This window comes from Sphingobacterium sp. Ag1 (assembly GCF_000988325.1).
GTDB lineage: Bacteria > Bacteroidota > Bacteroidia > Sphingobacteriales > Sphingobacteriaceae > Sphingobacterium.
This window is the reverse complement of the sequence record NZ_LBGU01000044.1, coordinates 1-12,806: the sequence shown is the minus strand read 5'-3', so window position 1 is coordinate 12,806 and position 12,806 is coordinate 1. Positions and strand designations below refer to the sequence as shown.

The 12,806-nt window shown below is 41.7% G+C and carries 10 protein-coding genes, 1 other RNA gene and 1 pseudogene; 6 read left to right on the top strand and 6 right to left on the bottom strand.

Going from position 1 to position 12,806, the window contains the following annotated elements; translation table 11 throughout:
* Nucleotides 1-56 precede the first annotated feature (56 nt).
* An RNA gene (rnpB, locus tag AAW12_RS25965) (RNase P RNA component class A) lies at nt 57-436 on the bottom strand.
* Nucleotides 437-586: 150 nt separating this feature from the next.
* On the opposite strand from rnpB, the gene AAW12_RS20925 reads away from it, so the two are divergent.
* Nucleotides 587-1,639: a helix-turn-helix transcriptional regulator gene (locus AAW12_RS20925; protein ID WP_046675641.1), complete on the top strand. Its 1,053-nt coding sequence runs from the start codon at nt 587-589 to the stop codon at nt 1,637-1,639.
* Nucleotides 1,640-1,649: 10 nt separating this feature from the next.
* On the opposite strand, the gene AAW12_RS20920 is transcribed toward AAW12_RS20925, so the two are convergent.
* From AAW12_RS20920 to argS, 3 genes are read right to left on the bottom strand one after another with little or no spacing between them, the layout of a single operon-like run.
* Nucleotides 1,650-2,840, bottom strand: coding sequence for an NAD(P)/FAD-dependent oxidoreductase (locus tag AAW12_RS20920; RefSeq protein ID WP_046676336.1), 1,191 nt, complete (start codon nt 2,838-2,840; stop codon nt 1,650-1,652).
* 15 nt (nt 2,841-2,855) lie between these two features.
* Nucleotides 2,856-3,935: an oxidoreductase gene (locus AAW12_RS20915; protein ID WP_046675640.1), complete on the bottom strand. Its 1,080-nt coding sequence runs from the start codon at nt 3,933-3,935 to the stop codon at nt 2,856-2,858.
* 1 nt (nt 3,936) lies between these two features.
* The gene (gene argS, locus AAW12_RS20910; RefSeq protein WP_046675639.1) at nt 3,937-5,721 is read right to left on the bottom strand and encodes an arginine--tRNA ligase; all 1,785 of its coding nucleotides are present in this window, start codon (nt 5,719-5,721) and stop codon (nt 3,937-3,939) included.
* A 108-nt stretch (nt 5,722-5,829) separates the two neighbouring features.
* Between argS and AAW12_RS20905 the strand changes: the two genes are divergently transcribed.
* Nucleotides 5,830-7,221, top strand: coding sequence for an arginine decarboxylase (locus AAW12_RS20905; protein WP_046675638.1), 1,392 nt, complete (start codon nt 5,830-5,832; stop codon nt 7,219-7,221).
* Nucleotides 7,222-7,727: 506 nt separating this feature from the next.
* Here AAW12_RS20905 and AAW12_RS20900 read toward each other — a convergent pair.
* A complete protein-coding gene (locus AAW12_RS20900) occupies nt 7,728-8,234 on the bottom strand; it encodes a thioredoxin family protein (RefSeq protein ID WP_231585321.1) in 507 nt (168 codons plus the stop codon).
* A gap of 95 nt (nt 8,235-8,329) precedes the next feature.
* Here AAW12_RS20900 and AAW12_RS26750 point away from each other — a divergent pair, with 95 nt between their 5' ends.
* From AAW12_RS26750 to AAW12_RS20885, 4 genes are all read left to right on the top strand, one after another.
* Entirely contained in the window at nt 8,330-8,464 is a 135-nt protein-coding gene (locus AAW12_RS26750; RefSeq protein ID WP_262506886.1) for a hypothetical protein, read from the top strand.
* 219 nt (nt 8,465-8,683) lie between these two features.
* Nucleotides 8,684-10,261, top strand: a complete 1,578-nt coding sequence (locus tag AAW12_RS20895; protein WP_046675636.1) for a glycerol-3-phosphate dehydrogenase/oxidase — start codon at nt 8,684-8,686, stop codon at nt 10,259-10,261.
* A gap of 35 nt (nt 10,262-10,296) precedes the next feature.
* Entirely contained in the window at nt 10,297-11,796 is a 1,500-nt protein-coding gene (gene glpK / locus AAW12_RS20890; RefSeq protein WP_046675635.1) for a glycerol kinase GlpK, read from the top strand.
* Nucleotides 11,797-11,805: 9 nt separating this feature from the next.
* Nucleotides 11,806-12,546 (top strand): MIP/aquaporin family protein, encoded by a 741-nt coding sequence (locus AAW12_RS20885; RefSeq protein ID WP_046675634.1) that lies wholly within the window; start codon nt 11,806-11,808, stop codon nt 12,544-12,546.
* Nucleotides 12,547-12,609: 63 nt separating this feature from the next.
* Here the strand turns inward: AAW12_RS20885 and AAW12_RS20880 are convergent.
* A pseudogene (locus tag AAW12_RS20880) lies at nt 12,610-12,806 on the bottom strand (hemolysin); the annotation flags it as partial.

Here is a 12,806-nt window from a genome sequence, read left to right as displayed (position 1 = left end):
TATGCTATTTTTTCAATTATGGGAATCAATATAAGGTTTTTTTGGCAATTAGCGAAAAAGAAGCAAACCTTGTAAGCCGGGTTCTGTAGACCACCGAAGTGGAATTTCTATCATTTATCTAGATTTGCCATCGCTGACAAACTCAATCAACCTACCCATTACGAATTCCAATACATTGAAAGAAGACGAGCAGCCTTCGAATTTCGCAACCTATTTGGTCTTTCAACACACGAGGTTTACCGTAATGTATGTCGCCATACAAGACCGTAAGCTCTTACCTTACGTTTTCACCCTTACTCCGAAAAGCGGTATATTTTCTGTGGCACTTTCTGTCTGCTACTTTCATAACAGCCTTCCCGTTAGGAAGCGTGTTGCTCTATGTTGCCCGGACTTTCCTCTCCTCTCAAAAAAGAGCAGCGATAGAACCAGTTTGCTTCTGCGCAAAAGTAGCTATTTTACTCGGATAAACCCGAATTTCTTTTCAATTTCGAAAAGACGATCCTTTTTGCATGACAGGCACAAAAATCTACGCAATCACCTTGCGTAGATAAAGAAAGTTTTTGTATTTTCAATCTATCAAAAAAACATGGCACTCAATAAACTAGCTCTCATACGTTATAAAACGATTGACCATTGCCTTCGCTTGCGACATCGTAAATGGACCTTGGAAGATCTTATGGAAAAGGTTTCCGATGCACTCTATGAATTTGAAGGAATCAAAAATGGGATAAGTAAACGCACCATACAAGGTGATATTCAGCTCATGCGTAGCAATAAGCTCGGCTACAATGCGCCTATTGTCGTGTTGCACCGAAAATTCTACACCTATGAAGATCCCAACTATAGCATTAGCAATTCACCGATTTCCGTCGGTGACATGCAAAAAATGAAGGAGGCAGTAGAGGTACTTAAGCATGTGAGCGGTTTCTCCAGCTTTGATGAAATGAGCGATATTGTTGCACGGCTTGAAGATAGCATCCATACCAAAAAGGACAATTCACCCTCTATTATACAAATGGAAAGCAACAATCTGCTAAAAGGTCTTTCTTTTATCAGCATGCTCCATCAAGCCATTCGGGAAAAAACACCACTCCTGATCAGCTATCAATCGTTCAAAGCAACACAACAGCAGGATCTGGTCTTCTCCCCATATCTCTTAAAAGAATATCGGAATCGATGGTTTCTAATTGGTCAGCATAAAAAGAATGAAGGATTAATGACGCTGGCGCTTGATCGGATCAATGCCATCGAGGAAATGGGCAAAAATTCATACAAGGAGTATACAGGGGTCGATTTCGAACGTTACTTTTCGGATACCATAGGTGTAACGAAGACACAAAAAGACCGCGGCCACCGGGTGATATTGCAAGTCAATGCAAAAAATGCACCTTATGTAGCAACAAAACCCTTGCATTCTTCACAGCAGGTTTTAGACAAAAAGGAGGATGGCTCCATCTTAATTCGCATCGATGTCGTACTTAATTTTGAATTGGAAAGAGAAATTTTAGGATTCGGCGAAGCTATTAAAGTACTCTCGCCAAGAAATTTACAAACGAGAATAAAACTACGCTTGGCTGCTGCTGCACAACTCTATGCTGAGAAAGCTGTCGATAAGGCGTTAAATTCACGAAATGAATAATATTTCACGCCTAAATGTCTTGGGCGATGGCATAACCACTAGCCCAAGCCCATTGGAAATTATAGCCGCCAAGCCACCCCGTAATATCAACAGTTTCCCCTCCGAAATAAAGGCCTTTCACTTTTTTGGACATTAAGGTCTTGGGGTGAAGTTCTTCCGTTGATACTCCTCCACGCATGACCTCGGCTTTATCATACCCCTTATCTCCCGCAGGTTTTACCTTGAAGCGATGGATCGTATCGACAATCAATTTCGCGTCAGCTTTACTAAGGGAAGCAATTTTGGTATCCAAGGCCAAAAATTTTCCAAGGGCATCGACCAATTTCCTGCTGAAATAATCGTTTAGCAATTGTGAAACAAGTCGCTTTCCGCCATATTGTCGCTCCTGTTTAATCAGGTTATCTAAATTAAAATTAGGCAAGAGATCAATCGTAATCTCCTGTCCAGGCCGCCAATAACTTGATATTTGAAGAATTGCAGGTCCGCTTAACCCCCAGTGCGTAAAGAGAATATTCTCTTCAAAAGACATTCCGGCAACAGACACTTTCGAGAACACCGAATTTCCAGCCAAAGAACTATACCAATCTGCATCTTTTCCAGTTATCGTCAAAGGGACTAATGCAGGCGCTGTACCGACTACATTCAAGCCAAATTGTTTGGCTAGACGTAATCCAAAGTCTGAAGCACCAAGTTTTTGGACCGGAAGCCCACCGGAAGAAACAACAACTTTATGGGCATGGTATCGAGACTCACCTTTTGCATTTTCTACTGTTACCAAAAAGCCATTATCGTCTTTTTCTACAGATTTAACCAAGGTATTCAAGGCTATATCCTGCCCTGTCTCGTATAAAATTTTTGAAAATACAGCAACGATATCTTTTGCTTTATTGGTCTCTGGAAACAACTGTCCCAGTGTTTTTTCATGTCCCACGATACCATATTGTTCAAAAAATGTAATGGTATCGTCGACGGTCCATTGTTTGAATATACCATGTAAAAAATCTGGATTTTCGGAAATAAAATTAGCGGGACTGCTACCAATATTTGTATAATTACAGCGCCCACCTCCGGAAATCAAGATTTTCGCGCCGACCTTATCGTTTCGTTCAAGGACCAAGGTCTTCTTCCCAATTAGCCCTGCTTGGGCTGCACACATCAAACCACAGGCTCCACCCCCAATAATGATGGCATCGTATAGTATACTCACAGCAACACTCTAATAAGCAATCAATGTATTTTCAACAGAAACAACTCTTCGTTCCAATTGACTCTGATACCCCAATTCAATAATTTTAATGACATCCCGCGCCTGTTCCGCCGATACAATCAAGGTAGTTTTTCCCAATATGCTATCCGCAACGTTCTGATAAAAATCAGGATAAGAACCTATTTCAGAAGGAATCATTTCTTCAATATCATTCCCCTGTTCAACAATATTGAGCTTGCCGTATAGACTTGGATCTTCTTGTCCCCAGGTTGGATCTTCATCAGGAAATTTGCCATCGCGCAGTAAAGCTTCCTGCGGGTCGACACCATATTTTACAAAATTTCCGTTCATGCCAAAAACACGATAACGAGGTGTAGGTTCTTTTGCCAACATAGACCCTTTCAGCGATACCCGTAAGTTATCATAGTATAGTAGGCAGTCGAAATTATCAATGGTTTTCGCATGATCCCGTTGAATAGCCAAATCTGCAAAAACAGCATCTGGTCTTCCAAATAACTGTAAAGTTTGGTCGATAAGATGCGAGCCCAAATCGTAGAATATCCCCGAACCCGGTAAATGCTCTTCACGCCATGCATTTGGTCTCAAGTAATTGCGGAAACGATCAAACCTAGCTTCCAGATTTACAATCCTTCCCAATCGTCCACTTTGAATCACTTTCTTTAACGTTCGATAGTCTGAGTTGAATCTTAAATTGTGATAAGGCGCCAAAATCAGATTTTTCTCCTTAGCCAGCGCGATAAGCTCATCGGCCTGCTCCACATTGTTCGTAAATGGTTTCTCAACAACAACATGTTTCCCTGCTTCCAAAGCACGTTTTGCGAAAGGATAATGCATGTCATTGGAAGTCGCAACCACGACTAAATCAATGGTTGCGTCATTAAAAATATCATCTGCCGACAAAGCAATTTCTGCCTGTGGATAGCGTTTTTTTAGTAAAAGTTGCTGATCAGCTTTCCGGGCGGTTACTTTAACAAGATCCAGCTCCGTTATCGAACGCATGACAGGCGCGTGAAACACCTGCCCTGAAATTCCAAAGCCAATAAGCCCTACGCGAATTTTCTTCATCATATTACATTCTTTCAGGTACACGAATACCCAATAAGTTCATCCCTTTGGCAATAACCTTTGCAGCAGAAGCCGAAAGGTGCAATCTAAAGTTCTTTACATCAGCATCTTCCGCCTTCAATATCGTCTCTTCATGATAGAATTTATTGTAGAACTTGGCTACCTCATAAATATAATTTGCCAACTGCGCAGGGCTAAACTCTTGCGCAGAAGCCTCAATAGTCTCCGGAAACGCACCTAATTGCTGAATCAAGTCACGCTCGTAAGAAGAGATCGTCGCCGGTACAGAAACAGCACTGTCAAAATCGAATTCAGCTTTACTTAAAACAGACTTGATACGGGCATGTGTGTATTGAATAAATGGTCCTGTATGACCTTGGAAATCGACAGACTCATTTGGATCAAACAAAAGGCGCTTTTTGGGATCCACTTTCAATAGAAAATATTTCAGTGCCCCCATTCCTATTGTATCATAAAGCACGGCTTTTGATTCCTCGTCCAATCCTTCAGTTTTGCCAAGCTCCTCAGTACGTTCTTGTGCGGTTTTAAGCATTTCAGCCATTAAATCATCCGCATCAACAACGGTTCCCTCCCGTGATTTCATTTTACCCGAAGGAAGATCGACCATCCCGTACGATAAATGGAACAATCCGTCAGCCCAAGCTTTACCAAGTTTTTTTAAGATCAAAAACAGTACCTTGAAATGGTAATCCTGTTCGTTACCGACAACATAAATAGAATCATTCATTTTGAATTCATCATACTTCAATTGTGCTGTCCCCAAATCTTGTGTAATATAGACCGAAGTACCATCGCCACGAAGCACAAGCTTCTGATCCAATCCTTCTGCAGTTAGATCAATCCATACGGAGTTATCCTCTTTTTTGAAGAAAACCCCTTTATCTAAACCTTCCTGGATAATATCTTTCCCCAGCAAGTATGTATTGGATTCATAATAGTATTTATCAAAATCGACCCCTAATTGTTTATAGGTCTTTTCAAACCCGGCGTACACCCAGCTGTTCATGGTTTTCCAAAGGGAGATCACCTCTTCATTACCGGCCTCCCATTGCTGCAACATCGCTTGCGCTTCTCGCATCAAAGGTGCATTTTTCTTCGCTTCCTCTTCGGTTTGCCCCTCAGCTTTTAATGCCTCGATTTCCTTTTTATATTCTCTGTCAAAGACAACGTAATATTTTCCGACAAGGTGATCGCCTTTGAGTCCAGTGGATTCGGGTGTTTCACCGTTGCCAAATTTTTGCCAGGCCAACATGGACTTACAGATATGGATACCACGATCGTTCACCAAATTTGCTTTGATCACATCATAACCATAAGCTTTTAGGATTTCTGCAACAGAATATCCTAATAAATTATTACGGATATGCCCCAAGTGCAGCGGTTTATTGGTATTCGGAGAAGAGTATTCCACCATCAGTTTCTTCCCATTCGCAGGAAATACACCAAAGTCCTTCGCCGTTATGGTCTGATTCAGCAAAGTGATCCAGTAATCATCGGAAAGAACAATATTCAAAAAGCCTTTTATCACATTGAAATCCGATATTTCAGCGATATGCTGTTGCAAATAAGCACCAATTTCCTTTCCGGTTTGTTCCGGAGAAGATTTCGAAAAGCGCGTTACGGGAAAAGTTACGATTGTAATTTGTCCCTCAAACTCCTTTCGGGTAGCTTGTAAAGCAATTTGAGTTTCTAAAATATCTGCATTGTAAAGCTCTTTTACTGCCTGTACAGTGACTTCAACAAGTCGCTTTTGAATAGAATTTGCCATTTAATGATTTTGTAATTTTTACAACTTCCTGATAGTGAATTGGAAATAAATAACATTCCTTATTTAGGTATTCACCATTAAAGTATATCTTTGCAAAAATAATAAAAAATGCAGAGCTATCAGGAATTTCTTGACTTAAGTGTTGGTTTTCCGCAAGACGGATTCGAAATCATCGACGACGAATTGTATTTCCACGATTTGAATTTAATGGAAATGATAGAAACGTACGGTACGCCGTTACGTTTTACCTATTTGCCTATCGTCAGCAAAAAAATTCAGCAAGCGAAAATCCTCTTTCAGACCGCAATTCTGAAACACAACTATCGCGGATCTTACAAATATTGTTATTGTACCAAGTCATCCCATTTCAAGCACATCGTAGAGGAAGCTTTGAAAAATGATATCCACCTGGAAACTTCATCTGCATTTGATATGCCGATGATCGATTCATTGGAAAGACAGGGCACAGTAACAAAAGACATTACAGTGATCTGTAACGGGTTCAAAACCTACCAGTACAAACAATATATTGTTGATATGATCCACGACGGATATAAAAACATTATACCGGTACTGGATAACAAAGAGGAATTTAACCTTTATGATGATGAAATCGAATTGGATGAGCCTTGTGCTTTAGGTATCCGCGTTGCTTCCGAAGAGCAACCAGATTCTCAATTTTATACCTCTCGCCTAGGGATTCGCCAGGAAGACGTCGTTGAATTCTATAACAACAAGATTGCCGACAATCCAAACTTTAAAGTAAAGTTACTTCACTTTTTCATTAATTCAGGTATCTCGGACACTCCGTATTACTGGAACGAATTAGAGAAATACGTTACTTTATATTGTAAATTTAAGAAAGTAAACCCGGATTTAGATACCCTAGATATCGGTGGTGGCATGCCATTTAAGGATTCACTGGTACACGACTTTGACTACGAATATATGGTCAACGAGATTGTCAACCGTATCAAACAAATCTGTGCTCACCATGAGGTAATGGAACCAGATATTATTACCGAATTTGGCAAATACACCGTTGCTGAAGCATCAGGTATCCTCTATAAAGTTTTGGGCCGCAAGCAACAAAACGATCGCGAACGTTGGTTTATGATTGATGGTTCATTCATTACAAATTTGCCGGATGTATGGGCATTGAATCAAAAATACATTCTATTGCCGATCAATAACTGGGATTCAGAATACGAACGCGTCAATTTAGGTGGCATCACATGCGATGGACAGGATTATTACAATCAGGAGGCACACATGAACTCGGTATTTATGCCTAAGACCCGTAAGGTACAGTACTTGGGATTCTTTCATACCGGAGCATATCAAGATGTATTAAGCGGATATGGAGGCATCCACCACTGCTTACTTCCTTCACCCAAACATGTGCTTGTACGCCGCAATAGAGATGAAACATTCAACTACGAGGTTTTCGGTGAGGAGCAAAACTCCAAACAAGTAATGAAATTGTTAGGCTACCAATAAGATATTCTATCAAGAGTAAGCACGCTCGTCATTGGGGGATCAAAACAATATCCTCGTAAAAAAGAGCTATTTTAAGCCAAAATAAAAGGTCTCGTTTCTAGGAACGAGACCTTTTATTTTCAGCCTATCCGCCATTATTTACAATTGGGCGTAAATTAAAGGCAAAATCACAGACAAAGACAATAGCATAAAGGAGATTACCTAAACGATGCTGGACATGGCCGCGGCAGCTGGCTTTTATTCATATTGTGTTCGTACCTGCTTCGGACCACGTTCGGAGCTGCCCAATTCCGTTACGACTGTTGACCTAGTAGTGTACAGACTTTTCCTGTTTGGAGACTGGACAATATCTGTACAACATCTGTACAAGATCTATTGATGATCCGAAGCAGGTACGAAGCAAGTACGAAGAAAAGGTACTGATCTTTCAGACTGTATCGTTGTTTAGGAAAGGATTGCTGGGTAGTTTCCTTTAGCGCGACTAGAAATGCCAAAGTCGACAATTGCTATTTTGCAACCCAGGCTTTAAAGAAATTAAGCACTTTTTCTTCATCATAGCCCTTTCCTTTTTCCAGACTGCCACTCTCCTGTACATGCAATGTCTTTCCATTTCTATCCAAAATAATAAAAAATGGATAACCTAGTTTATTGCCTTCAGGGGCATACTTTTGAAACACAGCTTCATTTTTATTTTCTTTTGAATAATTGAGGTGATAATAGAGGAAATGACTCTTTAACAACTTGTCGACACTTGCTGTTTTATGGATATAGTCGTTAAACCTTAAACACCAGACACACCAATTCCCACCGGCTTGAATAACGATGTTTTTCTTTTCTTTCTTTGCTTGAACCAATAGTTGATCAATATCATTCTGTGCATTGGCATCTGGATTGTAAGGCTTCGAAAGATCCTGAGCTGTAGCAAGCTGCTGTGAGAACGCTTTGGACTGTACGAGTACCGTCCCCAAAAACACAATAGCTCCACACAGTAATAATCTTATATTTCTCATCATAAATAAATTAAATACTGATCTAAAATTACAAAATCATTTCCCCAAACCAAAACATAAGCAGCACATAATCGTTAAACATGATATAGCTATTGACCATGAAAAAAAACACCCAGGACTACAACGGACCGTATTTCAGCGGACTCCTAAAAATGCGATTAAGCCCGATATACATGACCTTAGGTGATCAGCATAGGGGTGTTATTCAACATATCACCATTGGGGAGAAGTAAAAAGGCAACCTATTGATACGCGGTTCAGGTCGCTGATAAAAACAAGAAAGACTTCCTTTTACTAAAATAAAAACAAAACAAAACAAAAACAAACACCTTATCTTAACATAAATATTATTTAATTTCCTTTAAAATTCAACAAATATAGCATAACTTAGTGTAAAGGAAGTAGTAAAAGAAGCACAGAAGATTCACTACAAAAATCCAAAACGAAACAAAATGAAACACCAAGAATTCAACAGGTCAAAACTGATAGAAAAAATAAGAGATACGAGTACGTGGGATGTTATCGTCATAGGCGGCGGTGCCAGCGGATTAGGTGTTGCATTAGATGCGTTAAGCCGAGGGTTCAAAACAATTTTATTGGAGCAGGTTGATTTTGCAAAAGGCACTTCAAGCAAAGCAACAAAGCTTGTTCACGGTGGTGTACGCTACTTGGCTCAGGGCGACATCTCCTTGGTTAAAGAAGCGCTTCACGAAAGAGGTTTACTTCAAAAAAATGCCCCACACCTTGTTAAAAATCAATCGTTTATCATTCCAAACTACAGCTGGTTCGATGGCCCATTCTATACCATTGGAATGAAAATATATGACCTGCTTGCAGGTAAATTAAGTTTGGGAAAGTCCATTCATATCAATAAAGAAGAAACGCTGAATCGCATAAGCACTGTACGACCCAAAGGGTTATATGGAGGCGTGGTTTATCAAGACGGACAATTTGACGACTCCAGGCTTGCGCTCAACGTTGCGCAGACCTGTATACAAATGGGCGGTGTCGCCTTAAATTACGTAAGGGTCAATAACCTCAGCAAAGACAGCGATGGACGAATAAACGGTGTCATCGCCAATGATACCGAAACTGGTGAAGTTTTCACCATACAAGGCAAAGCTGTTATCAATGCTACAGGAATATTTGTCGATGATATCTTAAAAATGGATAGACCGGAAGCCAAACAAATGGTACGCCCCAGCCAGGGGGTTCACCTGGTATTTGACAAATCGTTTCTCCCGGGCGACGATGCCATTATGATTCCAAAAACGGATGATGGACGGGTTCTTTTTCTGGTACCTTGGCATAATCGAGTCATTGTGGGAACAACGGACACACCGATAGACGAGCATAGCCTTGAACCGGTAGCTTTGGAGCAGGAGATCGATTTTATTCTGAAAACGGCGGGACGTTACTTGACAAAACAACCAACCAGAGCGGATGCATTGGCCGTATTCGCTGGCCTCCGACCACTGGCAGCCCCTACAGGTAACTCAAACAAGACCAAAGAGATCTCGCGAAGCCACAAGGTTATTGTTAGCGACTCCAAATTACTGACTTTAACTGGCGGAAAGTGGACAACATTCCGTCGAATGGGCCAAGATACCCTAGACAAAGCAATAAAAATTGGCTGTTTACCACAAAAAGAAAGCCGGTCTGCCGCACAAAAGATCTATAGCGCCATTCCAACGTCCGACAGAAGCAGCCATATGTATATTTATGGTGCGGACCAAGAAGCCATCAACGCGTTGGCTCAGGAAAATCCTCAATGGGACGAAAAATTAATCCCACATCTTGAGTTCAAAAAGGCCGAAGTTGTTTGGGCAGCACGCAATGAACTTGCCAGGACTGTGGAAGATGTGCTATCCCGTCGGGTACGGATGCTATTTCTCGACGCAAAAGCCGCAATTGAAGCTGCTCCCGAAGTGGCAAAAATACTCGCACAAGAGCTGAATAAGGATGAAGATTGGCAAAATGACCAAATAGTGCATTTTCAAAACGTTGCAAAAAATTATATCTTAAAGTAATACAAAAATAACCAGCAATACTCAATTACTCAATTATGGAACAACAATACATCTTGGCAATGGATCAAGGTACCACCAGCTCCAGAGCTATCATTTTTGATAAAGACAGAAATATAGTCTCCATTGCCCAGAAGGAATTTACGCAAATATTCCCACAACCGGGATGGGTCGAGCACGATCCACATGAAATCTGGTCAACCCAGGCAGGCGTCACAGCAGAAGCAACCACAAAAGCAGGGTTAAACGGCAAAAATATTGCCGCCATTGGCATTACCAATCAACGGGAAACTGTGGTCGTTTGGGACAAAGAAACAGGAAAACCCATCTACAATGCCATCGTTTGGCAAGATAAACGCACAGCAGATTACTGCGACGAGTTGCGTAGCTCCGGAAAGCATGAGATGATCCAGGAAAAAACAGGCCTAATATTAGATCCTTACTTTTCTGCAACCAAAATAAAATGGATTCTGGATAACGTGGAAGGTGCCCGGGAAAAAGCACAAAACGGGGAATTAATCTGTGGAACTATTGACACTTGGCTCGTCTGGAACCTCACCCGTGGCGATGCTCACATTACGGATGTAACAAACGCTTCCCGCACCTTACTCTTTAATATTCATAGCATGGAATGGGATAAGGAGCTACTCGAATTATTTGACATCCCCGCCGCCATGCTGCCCGAAGTAAAAGAAAGCAGTGAAATATATGGCGAATCACGGACAACCATTTTTGCACACAAAGTCAAGATAGCTGGAATTGCTGGCGACCAACAGGCGGCACTGTTCGGACAGCAATGTATTGAAAAGGGAATGGTCAAAAACACGTACGGCACAGGATGTTTTATGTTAATGAACATCGGCGATAAACCAATCCGTTCAAAGAACAACCTTTTAACGACTGTCGCCTGGAAAATCAACGGGAAAACAGAATATGCCTTGGAGGGAAGCATATTTATCGGCGGGGCATTGGTTCAATGGCTACGCGACAACCTCAACATTATCTACAAATCGGCAGACGTAGAGCAATTAGCGCTGACAGAAAAAGATAATGGCGGTGTCACATTTATCCCTACATTCGCCGGACTGGGGGCTCCATATTGGAACGCTCGTGCACAAGGCACACTATTTGGCCTTACGCGTGCAACAACCAATGGCCACATTGCACGCGCCTCGTTAGAGGCAATTTCCCTGCAGACACGCGATGTGCTGCAAGCCATGGAAGCCGATAGTGGCATACCGATCAAAGAATTGCGTGTAGACGGCGGTGCAACAGCAAATAATCTACTCATGCAGATTCAGGCCAATGTACTAAACAGCAAAGTTGTACGCCCCAAAATTACCGAAACTACAGCTTTGGGGGCAGCATACCTCGCAGGATTGGCTGTGGGATTCTGGAAAAATGAAGACGAGATATCAAAGTTTTGGGCACAGGATCGTATATTTGAACCTGAAGCAGAGCAAGAAGAGCAAACAAAAAAGATCATTAAACTCTGGACCAAGGGAGTCAAAGCATTACAGTACTGGACCGAAAACTAACCAACAAGCATGAACCATTATTTAGCAGAATTTATCGGCACAACCTTTCTCCTTCTTTTAGGCAATGGGGTTGTGGCCAACGTTATCTTAAAAGGAACAAAGGGAGAAAATGGAGGGTGGATTGTAATCACCACCGCATGGGCACTTGCAGTCTATGTAGGAGTTGTATTTGCCGGCCCCTACACCGGAGCCCACCTCAATCCTGCGGTAACCATTGCCGTCGCCCTCAATCATGGCCTCCCTTGGATGGAAGTACCCGGCTATATTCTCGCACAGATCGCCGGTGGTTTCTGCGGTGCAATGTTAACCTACATCATGCACAAAGACCATTTCGATGCAACAGCAGACCCAACGACCAAACTTGGTGTTTTCGCTACTATACCCAACATCCGAAATACATCAACAAATCTGGCAAGTGAAATTATCGGAACCTTTGTGTTGATTTTTGTAATTTTCTTCATAACAGGTCAAGATGTCACCATTGACGGAAAAACAGCTCCCATTGGCATGGGCTCCCTTGGTGCGATACCCGTTGCATTTCTGGTGTGGGCCATCGGTCTCTCACTCGGCGGGACTACGGGATATGCCATCAATCCTGCCCGGGATTTTGGCCCGCGCTTATTTCATGCGCTTTGGCCAATCAAAGGAAAAGGTAGCTCCGACTGGTCTTATGCCTGGATTCCAATCCTAGGACCGATCTTGGGCGCCATTTTAGCCTTTGCACTGTATACCTGTATAAAACCGGCCTAATCAAGGTCGCGCTGCACGAACAAAATAAAAGGGTATTCAAAAATTGAATTCCCTTTTATTTTGTTATCCACGCTTGGGTTTTCTATGACCGTATTCACGATCCCGATCAAATGTATTCATGTGACGTTCCTTTTTCACAGGATATACATCATCAATTACAATCAGTATACCTTTTTCCTCTACCGTACCAAACTCATCATTACGTGCAGTACCAAATGATTTCATCGTAGGCGAAAGGTTCATATAGGTATTGATCAGCG

Bases quoted from the DNA above. Each gene is read 5' to 3' on its own strand.
- AAW12_RS20925 (WP_046675641.1), top strand. From the start codon at position 587: ATGGCACTCAATAAACTAGCTCTCATACGTTATAAAACGATTGACCAT.
- AAW12_RS20915 (WP_046675640.1), bottom strand. From the start codon at position 3,935: ATGATGAAGAAAATTCGCGTAGGGCTTATTGGCTTTGGAATTTCAGGG.
- argS (WP_046675639.1), bottom strand. From the start codon at position 5,721: ATGGCAAATTCTATTCAAAAGCGACTTGTTGAAGTCACTGTACAGGCA.
- AAW12_RS20905 (WP_046675638.1), top strand. From the start codon at position 5,830: ATGCAGAGCTATCAGGAATTTCTTGACTTAAGTGTTGGTTTTCCGCAA.
- AAW12_RS20900 (WP_231585321.1), bottom strand. From the start codon at position 8,234: ATGATGAGAAATATAAGATTATTACTGTGTGGAGCTATTGTGTTTTTG.
- AAW12_RS26750 (WP_262506886.1), top strand. From the start codon at position 8,330: ATGAAAAAAAACACCCAGGACTACAACGGACCGTATTTCAGCGGACTC.
- AAW12_RS20895 (WP_046675636.1), top strand. From the start codon at position 8,684: ATGAAACACCAAGAATTCAACAGGTCAAAACTGATAGAAAAAATAAGA.
- glpK (WP_046675635.1), top strand. From the start codon at position 10,297: ATGGAACAACAATACATCTTGGCAATGGATCAAGGTACCACCAGCTCC.
- AAW12_RS20885 (WP_046675634.1), top strand. From the start codon at position 11,806: ATGAACCATTATTTAGCAGAATTTATCGGCACAACCTTTCTCCTTCTT.